At 43.1% G+C, this 15,693-nt stretch carries 15 protein-coding genes and 1 riboswitch; of the genes, 1 reads left to right on the forward strand and 14 read right to left on the reverse strand.

Going from position 1 to position 15,693, the window contains the following annotated elements; genetic code table 11:
* Positions 1–29: 29 nt before the first annotated feature.
* Genes GT674_RS13310 through GT674_RS13335 form a run of 6 tightly spaced genes read right to left on the reverse strand, consistent with a single transcriptional unit; the run spans position 30 to position 5,747 of the window.
* A complete protein-coding gene (locus GT674_RS13310; RefSeq protein ID WP_161286150.1) occupies positions 30–1,337 on the reverse strand; it encodes a glycoside hydrolase family 32 protein in 1,308 nt (435 codons plus the stop codon).
* A gap of 16 nt (positions 1,338–1,353) precedes the next feature.
* Positions 1,354–1,590: an HPr family phosphocarrier protein gene (locus GT674_RS13315; RefSeq protein ID WP_161286151.1), complete on the reverse strand. Its 237-nt coding sequence runs from the start codon at positions 1,588–1,590 to the stop codon at positions 1,354–1,356.
* An 11-nt stretch (positions 1,591–1,601) separates the two neighbouring features.
* Positions 1,602–2,696, reverse strand: a complete 1,095-nt coding sequence (locus GT674_RS13320) for an ABC transporter ATP-binding protein (protein WP_022215744.1) — start codon at positions 2,694–2,696, stop codon at positions 1,602–1,604.
* Positions 2,697–2,702: 6 nt separating this feature from the next.
* Complete coding sequence (locus GT674_RS13325; RefSeq protein ID WP_022215743.1) at positions 2,703–3,554, reverse strand: carbohydrate ABC transporter permease; 852 nt, start codon at positions 3,552–3,554, stop codon at positions 2,703–2,705.
* Positions 3,526–4,425, reverse strand: coding sequence for a carbohydrate ABC transporter permease (locus GT674_RS13330; protein WP_118252041.1), 900 nt, complete (start codon positions 4,423–4,425; stop codon positions 3,526–3,528). Before GT674_RS13330 ends, GT674_RS13325 begins: the two co-directional genes overlap by 29 nt.
* Positions 4,425–5,747: an ABC transporter substrate-binding protein gene (locus tag GT674_RS13335; RefSeq protein WP_161286152.1), complete on the reverse strand. Its 1,323-nt coding sequence runs from the start codon at positions 5,745–5,747 to the stop codon at positions 4,425–4,427. The genes GT674_RS13330 and GT674_RS13335 overlap by 1 nt, the downstream gene beginning before the upstream one ends.
* A gap of 265 nt (positions 5,748–6,012) precedes the next feature.
* On the opposite strand from GT674_RS13335, the gene GT674_RS13340 reads away from it, so the two are divergent.
* On the forward strand, positions 6,013–7,035 hold the full coding sequence (locus GT674_RS13340; protein ID WP_161286153.1) for a LacI family DNA-binding transcriptional regulator: 1,023 nt from the start codon (positions 6,013–6,015) through the stop codon (positions 7,033–7,035).
* Positions 7,036–7,040: 5 nt separating this feature from the next.
* Here the strand turns inward: GT674_RS13340 and GT674_RS13345 are convergent, their stop codons facing one another.
* The 8 genes from GT674_RS13345 to GT674_RS13380 all read right to left on the reverse strand — a co-directional run bounded on the left by GT674_RS13345 (position 7,041) and on the right by GT674_RS13380 (position 15,689).
* Complete coding sequence (locus GT674_RS13345; RefSeq protein ID WP_161286154.1) at positions 7,041–8,276, reverse strand: hypothetical protein; 1,236 nt, start codon at positions 8,274–8,276, stop codon at positions 7,041–7,043.
* Between the two features lies 1 nt (position 8,277).
* Positions 8,278–9,267, reverse strand: a complete 990-nt coding sequence (locus GT674_RS13350) for an oligopeptide/dipeptide ABC transporter ATP-binding protein (RefSeq protein WP_161286155.1) — start codon at positions 9,265–9,267, stop codon at positions 8,278–8,280.
* Positions 9,260–10,045: an ABC transporter ATP-binding protein gene (locus GT674_RS13355; RefSeq protein ID WP_161286156.1), complete on the reverse strand. Its 786-nt coding sequence runs from the start codon at positions 10,043–10,045 to the stop codon at positions 9,260–9,262. Before GT674_RS13355 ends, GT674_RS13350 begins: the two co-directional genes overlap by 8 nt.
* Positions 10,046–10,060: 15 nt before the next feature.
* On the reverse strand, positions 10,061–11,617 hold the full coding sequence (locus GT674_RS13360) for an ABC transporter substrate-binding protein (protein ID WP_161286157.1): 1,557 nt from the start codon (positions 11,615–11,617) through the stop codon (positions 10,061–10,063).
* 12 nt (positions 11,618–11,629) lie between these two features.
* The gene (nikC, locus tag GT674_RS13365; RefSeq protein WP_161286158.1) at positions 11,630–12,457 is read right to left on the reverse strand and encodes a nickel transporter permease; all 828 of its coding nucleotides are present in this window, start codon (positions 12,455–12,457) and stop codon (positions 11,630–11,632) included.
* Position 12,458: 1 nt separating this feature from the next.
* A complete protein-coding gene (nikB, locus tag GT674_RS13370; RefSeq protein ID WP_161286159.1) occupies positions 12,459–13,397 on the reverse strand; it encodes a nickel ABC transporter permease in 939 nt (312 codons plus the stop codon).
* A gap of 320 nt (positions 13,398–13,717) precedes the next feature.
* Positions 13,718–13,916, reverse strand: a riboswitch (cobalamin riboswitch).
* 244 nt (positions 13,917–14,160) lie between these two features.
* On the reverse strand, positions 14,161–14,901 hold the full coding sequence (locus tag GT674_RS13375) for an amino acid ABC transporter ATP-binding protein (RefSeq protein WP_161286160.1): 741 nt from the start codon (positions 14,899–14,901) through the stop codon (positions 14,161–14,163).
* Positions 14,898–15,689 (reverse strand): amino acid ABC transporter permease, encoded by a 792-nt coding sequence (locus GT674_RS13380; RefSeq protein ID WP_173902322.1) that lies wholly within the window; start codon positions 15,687–15,689, stop codon positions 14,898–14,900. Before GT674_RS13380 ends, GT674_RS13375 begins: the two co-directional genes overlap by 4 nt.
* Positions 15,690–15,693 lie beyond the last annotated feature (4 nt).

The following is a 15,693-nucleotide window of genomic DNA, read 5'->3' on the forward strand; positions in this document are numbered from 1 at the left end:
GTCACAAATTTCTTCGTGACCGGAGTTCTTTATTTTTCCAGAGTTTCTATTCTCATTTTTACATCTGTCTCTATTTCTTTGCCCAGATCATACACGGTATTGGAAATTACCGCTTCACCGTCATTTACAAAGACTTCAATCAGGTTCGGGTTTACATATACTTCAAGCTCAAATCCTTCTTTTAATTCAGGTGTTGTAAATTGTACTCTGTGATTCGTAAATTTTCTGTAGAGGCTGCTTCTGTCAGTACAAATCCTGCTGCCTTCTCTGTAAATAATGTATCCGCCAATGTTTACCTTTTCACCATCTTCCAGTGAAAATCTTACACGATATCCGCTTTCATCTGCTTCATACGGTGCGGAGATTTCTCTTGTATATGCTGCCTGAATATTCGGATGGATACGAAAATAAATGTGATTCTCTTTCGCTTCTACAACTCTTGGAATACACATCATTCCCTGCCATTTCCCATCCACCGGCTCCGGCATGCGAAGCCACGCAGTCAGGATTCTTCTTCCCTCCTCATCGAGGGTGCTCTGTGGTGCATAAAGATCCATTCCATAGTCCATAAGCTGGTACTCATCCGGAAGTTCCATCTGACATGTTTTCTCATCAAATTTCACCTGCATACAGACCGCCTGTGCATCATCTGCTTTTCCGTCTTTCAGAAATCCCATTGGTGAAAAGATTACTATCTGTTTTCCGTCCACTTCAAAGTAATCCGGGCATTCCCACATCCAGCCGAAATTCTCTTTGCTGACAGAATTTTTAAAATTCCACTTTTCTCCGTCATCGCTGGTAAAAAACAGAAGTCTTCCCTGTCTGTCACCTATCGTACTTCCAAGCATCATATACCATCTGTCGCCATTTTTCCAGACCTTCGGATCTCGGGTATGTCTCGCATCACCGGTTTTTGCATCATGGATGACCGGAAGAACTGTTTTCTTATCCCCAATGTTATCAAAATCAAATCCATTCTCAGAAGTGATCATCAGCTGTGCGGATACAAACTGCTCATCTACACAGTGATTGATATTCTCAGGATTTTCAACCAGATAATTTACTCCGGTAAAATACAGCTGCATCTTCCCATCATTTTCAACAGCTGTTCCAGAAAAACACCCACTTCTGTCATCTGTTTTACTTGGATACAGCGCTATTCCCTGATCTTCCCAGCTTACAAGATCTTTGCTGACAACATGACCCCAGTGCATTCTTCCCCACTGCGGTGCATAAGGAAAGCACTGATAGAACAAATGATACAGACCTTTGAAATAAATAAAACCATTCGGGTCATTCATCCAGCAGTCTTTTGGTTTTACATATATTTTCTGCATTATCACATTCTCTTTCCTATTCTTCAGTATATTTACGAATTATCTGCAGAGCTTTTTCTGCTTCGGCTCCCTGTGCATGAATTCTTACATTGACCGGTTTGGACAGATCTGTACTGAAAATTCCCATGATAGATTTTGCATCGATCACATATCTTCCAGAAACAATATCCACATCGCATTCCAGATGACTCACTTCATTCACAAAATTTTTGACTCTCTCAATCGTACCCAAAAATATCCTGATTTCTTCCATTACTGTCACTCCTATAAATAATTTACCTCAGTTTCCTTATCAAAGAAATGAATTTTGGACGGCATAAATACAAACTCAATTTCATCTCCGACCTGGCTGATCTCATACTTTGAAACTCTCGCAACTGCCTGGCAGCCTCCAAACTGGAAATACAGGTTATTTTCATTTCCCATAACTTCCGTATCTGTGATCACAGCTCTCATTTTATTTTCTTTATATAATTCCAGATTCTGTGCATCCATCTTGAGATCCTCACCACGGATTCCAAGTGTCATTTCACCTTCTCTGCCGTTCAGTTTATTGATGATAGCTTCCGGAAGTGTAAGTTTATTTCCGTCCTTAAATGTAACTTCCTTTCCTTTTACTGTCACGTCAAAGAAGTTCATCTGCGGAGATCCGATAAATCCAGCTACAAATTTATTTACCGGATGATCATAAAGCTCCATTGGTTTTCCAACCTGCTGGATCACGCCCTCTTTCATGATGACGATACGATCTGCCATTGTCATTGCCTCAACCTGATCATGTGTAACATAAATTGTAGTTGCTCCCATCTCACGATGAAGTCTGCTGATCTCTGTTCTCATACTGACACGGAGTTTCGCATCCAGGTTGGAAAGAGGCTCATCCATCAGGAATACTTTCTGATTTTTTACGATGGCACGACCAAGTGCAACCCTCTGTCTCTGTCCACCGGAAAGATTCTTCGGTTTTCTGTAACGAAATTCCTGCAGTCCCAGAATATCAATCGCCCAGTCTACTTTTTTCTTGATCTGATCTGCCGGCATTTTCATATTCTTCAGACCATATCCGATATTTTTCTCTACTGTCATATGCGGGTACAGTGCGTAGTTCTGGAATACCATTGCAATACCTCGGTCTCTCGGAGCAGTTTCGTTTACTTTTTTTCCATCAATATACAGATCACCTTCTGTAATCTCCTCAAATCCGGCTACCATACGAAGTGTTGTTGATTTTCCACATCCAGATGGTCCGACAAATGCAATAAATTCTTTTTCATTGATTTCCAGGTTGAAATCACTTACGGAGTTCTTATCTGCTCCTGCATATTTTTTTCCGATATGTTTAAATTCTATAAAACTCATAATTCATTAACCCTCCTTGGAACCGGTTGAAGTTACACCTTCTACAATCTGTTTTGAGAACAGTGCATAAATGATAATAACAGGAATTGTGATCAGGGTGATCACTGCAAGTGTCTGACCCATTGTTGTATTGTCATTGGATGTGATTGAGTTCAGACCGATCTGTGCGGTCAGAAGATCACTGGATGTGAATACAAGTGACGGCCAGAGATAATCATTCCATACTCCGAGGAATGTAAAAACACTTACTGTTGCAACAACTGTCTTTGACATCGGCAGCACCATTGTGAAGAAGTATTTTACCGGGCTGCAGAAATCAAGCTGAGCTGCCTCGTAAACGTCATCCGGAAGGCTTACAAACACCTGACGGAAAAGGAAAATATTAAATGGATTCACAATCATTGGAAGTACATATCCGATAACTGTATTCAGAAGACCTGCTTTTGCAATGATCAGAAAGTGAATCGTGATAACTGTTTCTGTTGGTACGATCAGAAGCATCATAATAATCAGAAGCCACTGGTCACGAAATGGAAAATTAATCTTTGCCAGTGCATAACCGGCAAGCCCGTTGACGATCACGCCGAGTACGATCAAAAGTGCCGCATATCCTAAAGTATTAAGCATATAACGGAGGAAATTGGTGTCCGTAAGAATCGTAATATAGTTTTCAAAATAATTTCCGTTTAAAGCAGGCGGAATAAATGCTGCCACAGAATTCATATCCGCTGTGATCGCTGCATCCGGTTTAAAAGAGTTTGCAAGCATCCAGATTACCGGAAACAGGAAGAATATGGAGAGCAGCAGAAGAAAAACTGCCAGAACCCAGTTAAATGTTTTTTGCTTTTTTGTTAACATGTTTTTTCTCCTCCTTTCCCTTAGTCAGTACATTCTGTATGATAGTCAGTACAACAACAAAGACTGTAAAGACAATTGCCATGGTAGATGCAAGTCCCATCTCCCAGTTCATTGTACCAGTTTCATAAATATCATATACCAAAGTGTAGGTTGAATGGTCCGGACCACCGCCGGTCATTACCATCGGCTGTACTAACATACGAAATGCTCCGATTGTAACTGTGATAAATACGAAAACGCAAAGAGGTTTCAGTTCCGGAAGTGTGATGTCTTTAAATTTCTGCCATCCACTTGCATGATCCATCTCTGCTGCCTCATAAAGTGCCGGATTGATATTCTGAAGTCCGCCAAGGAAGATAATCATCTGATATCCGACACCCTGCCATACACTCATAACTGCGATGGACGGAAGTGCCTGCTTTGCACTGTGGATAAAAGGCTGTGCACTGATTCCAAGGTGTGCAAGCATTGTATTCAGGATTCCCTCAGGGCTGTAAATATCCATCCAGAGTGTGGATACAACCGCCAGAGACATGACAACAGGGATAAAAAATGCTACTTTAAAATATTTCTTGCAATGCGTAACTTTGTTGATTGCAAGTGCCAGAACAAGTGCTCCGATGCACTGGCAGGGAACGATGATAATTACAAATTTTACCGTGTTAAAAAATGATTTTACAAATAATTCGTCTTTAAAAATATTTATGTAGTTTTCCAGGCCTACAAAATGTGTCATATCCGGATTCAGTGCAAAGTAATCGGTAAAACTGAACACCAGTGTCAACACCATCGGCAGAAATAAAAACAGTATAAGAAGTACCAGTGCCGGGCCAAAGAAAGCCATTCCTAAGATTGATTCTTTTTTCTTCATTATTCTCTCGTATAACGTTCCAGTTTCGCGTTAATCCTTTCTACAGATTTATCCAGTTCTGTCTGTGCATCCTTGCCGCCAAGTCCGACACTTTCAAGTGCCTGCTGGAAGGATGTACTTACCTGTGGATATACAGGAGTTTTTGGTCTTGGGTGTCCGTATTTACTCAGCTGCTCGTACAGTGCTTTGTAATTTTCGTCTGTCTGGAATATATCGATCTGATCAAATGCCTTATATGTTGATGGGAGTGATTTTGCTTCATTCCAGATTCTGACACCACTTTCCACACCACTCATCCATTTGACCAACTCTGTTGCTCCTTCAATATTATCTGTCGCAGAAGAAGCCGCAAATGCCCAGGATCCTGTCGGTGTATATCTCTCACCATCCCAGTCATCACCAACCACATAAGGTGCAACTCCAAGATTTATATCCGGATAGTTCTCATATATGGTATTGACTTCCCATGCACCATCAAATTTGAAGGCTGCTCTTCCGCTTTCAAAAAGCTTTTCGACCGGAGCTTCTGACATATATTTGTTCTCTACAATCTGATGGAAATAATTCATAACCTCAACGTTTTTCTCTGAATTAAAATATCCATCTACAGTCATTCCATCATCACTTACCAGATTGCCGCCATTTGCCCAGATAAATGGTGCATAATAATAAATACTTGCTTCACCTACCGGGAAAGTCATATCAATCGGATATCCCTTCTTCTCATCCATTATTGGCTTCAGTTTTGCCAGAATATCCATAAATTCCGTTCTTGTCCATGGATGGTCGGCATCCGGCACTTCAATCCCGGCCTCCTCAAGAATATCTTTATTGTAATAAAGGCCTACACTGGATTCCATGACTCCAAGTGCATAGAGCTTGTCATCATAAGTTCCCTGCTCCAGAATGGATTCCAGATACTCGCCCCTCTCCTCCTCTGTCAGGTCTGCCAGAGGCTGGATGATACCGTTCTCTGCATATGCAGCAACATTCGGTCCGTCCAGTGTAAGAACATCCGGAAGGCCTCCTGAGAGCACCGATGAATTTACCTTATCCGAATAGCCGCCGCCGCTGTCATTTCTCGGAATAAATTCAATATCTGCAAAATATTTGCCATTATATTTCTCGTTAAAACTGTCTACAGATTCTCTGTACACCTGTCCTTCCGGAGTGTCTTCAATACTATGTACCCAGATTGAAAGATACTGCTCTCCTTCATCATAACCTGCCACATCGCCAGGCTTCACTTCTTTTTTCTGACATCCCGTCAGACTGACTGCCATTGCCAGGCCGGCAAGAAGAATCAGTTTTGTTTTTTTCATGTTCTCCTCCTTTTCTATCTCTCCGTTCTTAGCAACCGGTAAAGTAACCGGTTACTTCATAAGATAATAATATCATACACTCATTTATTCGTCAAGTATCCTATTGTTTTTCATTAATTTTAACAATTTTTATATTTCCATTTTGTAGAACTCGTGTGAAACCGGTTACTTAACCACTTCTGTTACTGGTTATCCTTGTTCTGTTTTTCTTTTTCTGTTATACTGATAACATCTATATTACAGACTTTATCGAAAGGACACTAATATGGGCAAAAAAAATATAACCTTCAGCGATATTGCCAAATATACAGGTTTCTCCAAAACAACCATTTCCAGATATTTCAACAACCCAGATTATCTGACACTGGAAAATCAGCAGATTATCTCGGACGCACTTGATAAACTGAACTATCAGGAGAACAAAGTAGCCCGGATCCTGGCAAACGGCAAAACGGAATTTATCGGGATCGTCATCCCAAACCTCTATTTACATTACTATTCTGAAATGTTAAACCAGATACTGAAAACTTATGATACATATGGCTACAAATTTCTTGTTTTTACCGGTGATGACCATGAAACAACTGAACGAAAATATATTCAAGAACTTCTGTCTTATAAGATAGAAGGAATGATTATTTTAAGTCATACCATTCCTTCCAGAGAACTCGCTTCCTACAATCTTCCAATTGTGACGATCGAGCGTGAAGATCAGTTTGTAAGCAGTGTCAATACTGACAACTATATGGGTGCGGTGCAGGCAACCAGCCTTCTTGCCAAGACAGGAGCAGATGTCCTGATCCATATCAATGCCGAATTATCTCCACAGATTCCATCCTATGGCCGTATAAAAGGCTTCTCTGATATCTGCGAGGAATATCAGATTCCACATGAGCTTATTCTTACAGCTACCGGAAGCAGTTATGAGGCAAGCTCTCAGATTCTCAAAGATTTGCTGGAAACAATTGATTCTAAATATCAGGGCAAAACAAAGGGAATTTTTCTTCCAAACGATACATTTGCCAACATAATGCTCAATCATCTGATTCAAAAGTATGGACAGTTTCCAGATGACTACAAGATCATAGGTTTTGATGATTCTCCTGTTTCCAGGGAAGCTATTGTTCCCATCAGTACTGTCGGACAGCAGATTGACAGAATTGCCGCATCCGCTATGGAAATCCTGCATGAGCAGATTACAGAACGACATAAAAGAAAACCGGCTCTGTCTTCTGAGCCGGTTCACAAAATTATTCCGCCGATTCTGATCAAGCGAGAAACGACATAAAACTATTAGAAGATTCTTTCTTTCACACTTTCCAGATCCGAGGCTTCCGTCAGTTCTTTAAATTTCTGCGGGTCCGTATCCGCATCGAACTGTCGGATCACCTCCATCAGGTCATCACAGCTGTACGCATTTTCATAAATTCCTGTCGCATAACCATACAGTTCAATATATTCTTCTTCTGATTTTGCAGTCCAGAGATCCTGGTACAGACGCACTGCCTCTCCATCCTCTTTTACTGCATCTGCACTTCCTGTGATGGCATTATAGATCATCGCAAATGCAGGACCTGCCATGGAAGCATATTTGCCGCGTACATAGTCAATCGGTGCATTTCCAAAAGAGTCTTTTTCTTTGAAGATTTCAAAATTCTGCTCAGAAAAACTGTCGATCGCACCCACCATGATATTACTGTTCTGTTCTTTTTCTTTGGCTGAAATCTTATCAAGATATGTGGATACATGGAATGCACTCATAAGAGTGTTGCAGTTTCCAGAGGACAATACCGCTTCAAGATTCTTAAGACCGTTCCCGCCTTCTGTATATCCCGGACAGATCGTAACATGTACCATTCCATCTTTATCTGTGAGTTCTGTGGTCTTATCTGTTTTTGAAAGTTCTTCTGCCGATTCCGGAAGTACAAGTCCTGCTTTTTCTTCCAGCGTGTTGAGCATTCCCCAGGTTCTGACCTGATGAAGACGATTTCCAACGGATGCACCACCAGACATGATCACAATATTTCCGGCACCTTTGTCCAGGAAAAATTCCGTCATATCGCATCCGGCTTCATAAACCGCCTCAAGATCCGGTCCGACACTTCCCATATACCAGGGATTATCCCTGATCACTTCGTAGTTTTCATCACTCACGCTGTTAGAGCCGAGTGCATAGTAGATTTCATCTTTTTCACAGGTTTTTATGACATCCTGAAGTCCATCCGCAAATCCGGCAAAAGAAATGATTCCCTCTGCTCCGTTTGCTTTCGCTTCATCAATAAAATCACACTCTGTCTGTGTATCTGCGATCTTTCCGGAAAAGATAAATTTCACCGGAAAACCTGCTTCAATATAATCCCGGTAATAACTTGCAAACATTTCCATCTCTGCTGAATCCGGATCATACATTGCCACACCAATCGTATGAATTTCTCCTTCACTGTAGGTCTCTGCCGAAGCCCATGCCATCTCCTGTGTTCCATTCAGAAGTGCCGCACACAGTATCAGACTGAGTATTTTTTTCTTCATATTATTTGCTTCCTCCCGTCTGTTTTTTTGCTTTTTCTACATAAAAACAGGCTGCTTCATGACCCTTTGAGATTTCTTTCAGTTCCGGCATTTTTTTCTTACATATTTCCATACAGTGCTCACAGCGGTTCTGGAACGGACATCCTGTCGGCACGTCCAGCGGACTTGGTGCCTCGCTTTCAATGCTTTCAAGCTTTTTGGATGGATCCATATGAACAGAAAACTGTGCTCCGACCAAAGCTCTGGTATACGGATGCACTGCATTACCGGAAACATCTTCCCCCGGAAGTATTTCTACAATATGTCCCAGATACATGACTGCAATCTGATGTGCAAAGGATCGGATCAGTGCCAGATCATGACAGATAAAGATCATACAAATATTTTTTTCTTTCTGCAGACGTACCAAAAGTTCAATGACGGACTCCTGTACAGAAACATCCAGTGCAGAGGTTGCCTCATCACAGACCAGTATCTCCGGTTCCAGAGAAAGAGCTCTTGCAATGCTGATCCTCTGTCTCTGTCCACCACTCATATTGTGCGGATAACGGTCAACAAAGTCTTCCGGAAGCTCTACCATACGGAGAAGCTCCTTTGCTTTTGCAGTTCTCTCACTTCTTTTGATTCTTTTATAATTCATCAGAGGCTCTGTCAGGATATCTCTGATCTTCATCTTTGGGTTAAAAGATGCAAGCGGATCCTGAAAAACCATCTGCAGATTCTGACGGTTTTCCCAGGTTTCCTTCTTTGAAAGTCCCGTGATATTTTTGCCATGATAAAGGATTTCTCCACTCGTTGGCTGATCCAGAGAAATCACCATACGGACAAAGGTTGACTTTCCGCATCCGCTTTCTCCTACAATCCCCAGAGTCCGTCCCTTATACATGGTAAGGTTGACATCATTGCAGGCAGTCAGGGTTCTGCCGTGGGAAGCAGGGAACTGTTTTACAATATGCTTGGCCTGCATGATGATCTCATGATTTTCAGACATATCGTTTTCCCTCCATTTCCGGAACTGACTCCAGAAGTTTCTTTGTGTAATCACTGGTCGGGTGGTTCAGAACTTCTTCTCTGGTTCCATGATCAACTACTTTTCCATGACGCATGACGATCAGCTGATCTGCCATATAGGCAGCCACACCGATGTTGTGCGTAACAATGATAATACCTGTTCCAAAATCATCCCGAAGCTCCATCATCTGACGGACGATCTGTGCCTGTGTGGTGACATCCAGCGCGCTTGTCGGTTCGTCCGCCAGAAGAAGCTCCGGATTAAATGTCATTGCCATGGCAATGCCGACACGCTGACGCATACCACCGGACAGCTGATAAGGATAGCTGTTCATGATATTCTCCGCATCCGGAAGACGCATTTTGGAAAGCATGGAAACCGCCTTCTGCCATGCCTCTTTTTTTGCCATAGGCTCATGTGTACAGATATATTCTACATACTGACTGCCAATCTTACGAATGGGATTCAGAGTTCCTCCACAGTCCTGAAAGATCATGGAAATCTTGCTTCCGCGAAGTTTTCTCCAGTCACTTTGGGAGTTTTTAAGGAGGGATTTGCCGTGAAAGAGAATATCTCCGCTGGCAACCCTGCCCGCTCCGGGGAGAGCTCCCAGAACGGCACGGATCACTGTCGTCTTTCCACTTCCACTCTCTCCTACGATGCTGATGATCTCACCCTTTTTCATGGAAAGATCAAAGTGTTCAATCGTAGGAATCTGATTTCCATACTGTACAGCCAGATCTTTAATTTCCAGCATACATAGACTCCTTTATTACTCAGCCATCTTCATATCAGCAGTTACCCAGTAGTAATCCATCGGATACATTACCAGTCCTTCTACTGTTGATTTGGAGATAAGGAAGGTATTTTCATATCCGAAGAATACAGTAGCTGCATCGTCCATGATCGCCTGCTGGATCTTCGCGATCAGTTCTTTTCTTGCATCTGTGTCAATAGTTTCTGCCAGTTCATCCAGCCATGCGTCTACATCTTTGTTTGCATAACCTGAAGTGTTGTTTGCAGATGTACTGTACCAGTTCTCACGAAGATAGTTTTCCGGATCTCCTGTATTGGCAACAAGCACGTTCCAGATCAGCAGGTCATACTGTGAAGAATCACGACGGTCAAGAAGTGTCTCGTAGGATACACAGTCAAGCTTGATGTTGATGCCGATCTCTTTGAGACTTGCCTGAGCTGCCTGTGCATATACACCAAGCTCTGCACGGCTGTCATAGTATACGAAGGTAAGCTCCAGCGGCTCTCCGTCCGGAGTTTCAACATAGCCATCACCGTCGGTATCTTTGTATCCTGCATCTTCAAGAATCTTCTTTGCTCCATCTGGATCATAGGAGTTCTCATCGTTCAGATCATCATATCCATAATCCAGTGTCGGAGGTACCGGTGCTTTTCCAGGTGTTGCGCCGCCTTCAAGCAGAACACTTGTATAGGTTTCTTTGTCAAGTCCGCGGAGAAGCGCCTGACGAAGCGCCTGATCTCCAAGTGCACCGTTTTCATTCATAAATGCATAAGTGGAACGAAGGGATTCCAGGGACTGGATAGTGTAGTTATCATTTCCTTCAAATTCAAATACGTTTTCTGTCTTTAAGTTATAAGCCACATCGATCTCACCGGACTGCAGAGCCATGGAACGAGTGGTCTGATCACCGATGATACGCAGTGTCACGCTGTCATTCGGAACCTCTCCGTCCCAGTAGTATTCATTGCGGACAACGACGGTATCTCCGTCCGGATCAAAGGACTGGAATGCGTACGGACCTGTACATACCGGACCTTCTGTCGCAATGTTGGAATTATCAATGCTTGTATCCATGATCAGAAACAGCGGATCAGCCAGACAGCCTGCCATATTCGCGTTTGCTCTGTTCAGATTGAAGATGACATTCTGACCATCAACATCAATACCTGCAATGTCAAAGAACTCCGGTACACGGTTTGACATCTCAATCGTACGTTCCAGAGAAGCTTTTACCAGCTCCGGTGTAAGATCATTGCCATTTGAGAATTTTACACCGTCACGGATGGTAAAGGTCCAGGTCTTTCCGTCTTCACTGTTTGTCCACTCTGTTGCAAGACATGGTACCATGTTTCCTTCTTCATCAAATCTGGTAAGTCCCTGTCCGACACCATAACGTGAAATGACCCAGCTGAAATACTGCTCTGTAGGCTCCAGCGTATCTGCAAAGCTTGTTACACCGATCGTCATTGTCTTTGCATCTGCTGCCCATACCGGAGCTGTTGATGTGAGTGAGATTGTCATAAGTGCTGCCATTGCTGCTGCGGCAAGTTTTTTTGCGATTCTGTTTTTCATATATTTTCTCCTTTATCTCTCTTGTCTCGGGTCCAGAATATCACGGATACTGTCACCAAGCATATTAAATACAATTACTACGATTACGATGGCAATACCAGGTGCGATCATCAGCCATGGTGCCTTTGCCATATAGGTTCTTCCTTCATTCAGCATCAGTCCCCATTCCGGTGTCGGTGCAACTGCACCAAATCCCAGGAAAGAGAGAGATGCCAGTTCCAGCATCATGGTTCCCATATCTGCCGCTGCCGTTACCGTCATGGTCGTCAGCATATTCGGAAGAATGTGTTTCCAGAGAATTTTTAATGTACTGGTACCGTTTACAACTGCAGCTTCCACATACAGGTTTCGTTTTACTTTCAAAACCATACTTCTTGCCAGACGGGCGTATTTTGTCCAGCTTACCGCAGTGATGGCGATAACTCCGTTTCGAAGGCTTGGTCCGAGCATACCTGCAATCGCGATCGCCAGGATCATTCCCGGAAAGGAGATCATCATATCTGCGATTCTCATGATCACCTGATCGATCCAGCCGCCAAAATATCCTGCGATGATTCCAAGTAAGGTTCCCACAACAAAGATCGTCGCTACAAGGATCAGAGTGGAAACCAGAGAAGTTCTGGTGCCATAGATCACACGGGAAAGCAGATCCCGCCCCAGTTTGTCAGCACCGAGCGGGTATTCTGCACAGGGTGCTTTCAAAGAGTCCAGCATCACGGCTTCCAACGGATCCTTCGGTGCAACCCATGGTGCAAAAACAGCCACGCCGACAATGACAAGTGCAAGAATAAAGAATAAGGTAAACTGTTTATGAGCCAGGAAAAAATTCTGCTTCTTCACTTTATTTGACCTCCTTTATTCTTGGATCCAGATAAGTATAGGATAAATCAACAATGATGTTGATGACCATATACATAACTGCGATCATAAGTACATATGCCTGCACCATCGGATAATCTCGACAGGCAATCGCCTTGATCGCCATACTTCCCATTCCCGGCCAGTTGTAGATGATCTCAACAACAGCCGTTCCTCCAAGCAGCGATCCCAGCGAAAGTCCAAGAAGGGTAACGATCGGAAGCATTGCGTTTGGAAGTACATGTCTCCAGAGGATCACGCTCTCTTTGATACCTCGCATTCTGGCTCCGATGACATAGTCCTGACGAAGTTCCTCCAGAACTGCATTCCTTACCTGTCTGGTATATTTTGCCGACATGGACAGAGCCAGTGTCACAGCCGGCAGGATCATTGCCTTGAAATCCGTCGTACCTCCGGCTACATTGATCCAGCGAAGCTGGACTCCAAAGATACTCAGAAGAATCAGACCGATCCAGAAGCTTGGGACAGATACTCCGAAAAAAGTAATCCCACGGATCAGATAATCCGGCCACTTATTCTGATACACTGCCGAAAGAATTCCACAGGGTATGGAAAATAAGATCATCAGCAGAAGCGCGAACAGTGACATCTGAAGCGTTGGCCAGAAACACTTCATCAGTTTTTCAGTTACAGGAACTTTAAACGCATACGAAGTTCCCATGTCTCCGGTAAGTACTCCTTTTACCCAGGATCCGTACTGTACCAGAAACGGCTGGTCAAGGCCCAGTTCATGTCTCGTCTGTTCGAGGAGTTCCGGTGTCGGCAGATTACCACACTCAGTCAGCATGATCTCTGCGGGATCTCCCGGTGAAAGATAAGTAAGCCCGAATGTAAAAAAACTTACACCGATAAGAACGATCAGAATCTGCAGGAGCCTTTTTCCGATTTGTTTTTTTGACATTGTTTCTCCTTCCTACATTAGTAGAGGTTTTTTGTTACTGTTCACTCCGTTCGCAGTAACTTGGTCAAAATGCATTCCAAATCACCTTCGGTGATGGCATTTTGCCCCGTATGTCTCGGGATTTTGCCATATTCATGGCAAAACACCTCGCGGGATATTACCTGTGAACAGTTACGGTTTTTTACCAGATGCGATTCAAAAAGGGCAGGGGAAAATACGCTTTTGAGTAAAAGCGCAGAAAAAAACATCCGCATAGACTACGGATGTTTGCACACGAAAAAACAATGCTTCCTATCTACCGTAAGAATCATATCTAATCATTTGCAAGCAGGTCTCCTGACTTAAGTTCCTCGCTCCAAAACCCCTTCCCGGACTGACTTGCGCCTTCCCAGTGGTCAATTATGTTTTGCAGCTCCCTATCACAGTGATGGGATCGTACCGGATTTACACCGGTTTCTCTTTTAATCTGTCCGGAATCCACATTTCAAGCTAAACGGATATTCAGACAGAACTTACAAAGGCTGGTTCAAAACCAACAAATGTTATGTATTTACAACTTTATAATATCTTACATTTTTTTCCATGTCCAGAAATGTTTCTTTATAAATTGTATTTTTTTATATACAAAAGTAAAAAACTTTCCTGTTTTTGCGTGGCCAAAATGGGGGAGTCTGAGGGGGACTTTCGGCCTTCGCAACTTTGAGATAGTCCCCCTCAGGGTTTTATGTTTGTCAAACAGACGGGCCGCCGGGCAGTTCCCGGCTCAGGCATTTCGGAATCGACTCAAAAATTCCTTCGTCATTTCTTTCTGCGGATTTTCAAAAATCTGCTGTGAAGTCCCTTCCTCAACAATAACACCATCACCCATGAAGATTACATGCTTTGCCACATCTTTTGCAAAAGCCATTTCATGTGTGACAATAATCATTGTAAGTCCGTCCTTAGCAAGCGTTCTCATAACCTCCAGAACTTCCCCTACCATCTGCGGATCCAGTGCAGAGGTCGGCTCATCAAAAAGCAGGATTTCCGGTTCCATCGCAAGTGCTCTTGCAATCGCAACCCTCTGCTTCTGTCCTCCGGAAAGCTGCTTCGGCTTCGCATTGATATACGGTGCCATGCCAACCTTTTCGAGATACATCATTGCATTTTTTTGTGCTTCTTCTTTGCTTTTTTTGAGAACTTTTTCCTGTCCGACTGTACAGTTCTTAAGAACCGTCATGTTGCTAAAAAGATTAAAGTTCTGAAACACCATACCAACCTTCGAACGATACTCCGGAACATTCACATGTCTGTCCATGATGTTTGTTCCATGATAACAGATTTCACCGGATGATGGTGTCTCCAGAAGGTTCATACAACGCAGAAGTGTGGATTTACCGGAGCCGGAAGGACCGATAATGCAGGTAACATCTTTCGGTTTCACAGAGAAATCAATATCTTTCAAAATCTCATGCGTTCCGAAGGATTTTCCCAGATGCTGTACTTTCAGAATTGTCTCATTCATTCTCTGCTGTCCTTCCTTTCCTTGTAAGAATACATACCACTTGTATGTGTCAGGGTATCTGCAGTAGCCAGATCATAGTTATCCGGTCCGTCCATCTTACGCTCGATCACACGCAGAATTCTGGAGCAGGTAAATGTCATGATAAAATAAATGACCATAGCTATTGTGAAGGACTCAAAGTATGTATACAGTGCACCTGCCACACCCTTAGTCGTATAAAAAAGTTCTACCGTACCGATAATGGAAAGTACACAGGTATCTTTGATATTGATGATCAGGTTATTGCCGATCTGCGGCATGATGTTTCTGAGTGCCTGCGGCAGAATAACATGAATCATAGTCTGTACATGTGTCATGCCGATTGCCTTGGCACCCTCTGTCTGTCCCGGATCGATTGAGAGAATACCGCCGCGGACAGTTTCTGCCATATATGCACCTGTGTTGATGGACACAATAAAAATTGCGGCAAACCACATGGACATATTAATATTGAACAGATATGCACTACCGAAATAAATAAACATTGCCTGTGCCATCATAGGTGTTCCACGGAAAAACTCCACATAGCAGGCAAGAATAAATTTTACGATTTTGACCAGTATCTTCTTAGCTGTGGAATCGTTTCTGTCTATTGGAATCGTCTGCACGATACCTACAAGAAATCCAATGATGCATCCAAAAAGTGTTCCGACCAGAGCCAGCCACATGCTGACTCCGGCTCCCTTTGCAAAAGAAGGACCGTATTGCTGAAGAAGATAAATGATTCTTCCTCCAAAACTCTCAGGCAGCATT

The sequence above is a fragment of the Blautia sp. BIOML-A1 genome (assembly GCF_009883055.1).
Classification (GTDB): Bacteria; Bacillota; Clostridia; order Lachnospirales; family Lachnospiraceae; genus Blautia_A.

Excerpts from the sequence above, each read along its gene's own strand:
- GT674_RS13355 (WP_161286156.1), bottom strand. The coding sequence starts at position 10,045 with ATGCTGGAAATTAAAGATCTGGCTGTACAGTATGGAAATCAGATTCCT.
- GT674_RS13335 (WP_161286152.1), bottom strand. The coding sequence starts at position 5,747 with ATGAAAAAAACAAAACTGATTCTTCTTGCCGGCCTGGCAATGGCAGTC.
- nikB (WP_161286159.1), bottom strand. The coding sequence starts at position 13,397 with ATGTCAAAAAAACAAATCGGAAAAAGGCTCCTGCAGATTCTGATCGTT.
- GT674_RS13320 (WP_022215744.1), bottom strand. The coding sequence starts at position 2,696 with ATGAGTTTTATAGAATTTAAACATATCGGAAAAAAATATGCAGGAGCA.
- GT674_RS13360 (WP_161286157.1), bottom strand. The coding sequence starts at position 11,617 with ATGAAAAACAGAATCGCAAAAAAACTTGCCGCAGCAGCAATGGCAGCA.
- GT674_RS13325 (WP_022215743.1), bottom strand. The coding sequence starts at position 3,554 with ATGTTAACAAAAAAGCAAAAAACATTTAACTGGGTTCTGGCAGTTTTT.
- GT674_RS13340 (WP_161286153.1), top strand. The coding sequence starts at position 6,013 with ATGGGCAAAAAAAATATAACCTTCAGCGATATTGCCAAATATACAGGT.
- GT674_RS13375 (WP_161286160.1), bottom strand. The coding sequence starts at position 14,901 with ATGAATGAGACAATTCTGAAAGTACAGCATCTGGGAAAATCCTTCGGA.
- GT674_RS13310 (WP_161286150.1), bottom strand. The coding sequence starts at position 1,337 with ATGCAGAAAATATATGTAAAACCAAAAGACTGCTGGATGAATGACCCG.
- GT674_RS13345 (WP_161286154.1), bottom strand. The coding sequence starts at position 8,276 with ATGAAGAAAAAAATACTCAGTCTGATACTGTGTGCGGCACTTCTGAAT.
- GT674_RS13350 (WP_161286155.1), bottom strand. The coding sequence starts at position 9,267 with ATGTCTGAAAATCATGAGATCATCATGCAGGCCAAGCATATTGTAAAA.
- GT674_RS13330 (WP_118252041.1), bottom strand. The coding sequence starts at position 4,425 with ATGAAGAAAAAAGAATCAATCTTAGGAATGGCTTTCTTTGGCCCGGCA.
- GT674_RS13315 (WP_161286151.1), bottom strand. The coding sequence starts at position 1,590 with ATGGAAGAAATCAGGATATTTTTGGGTACGATTGAGAGAGTCAAAAAT.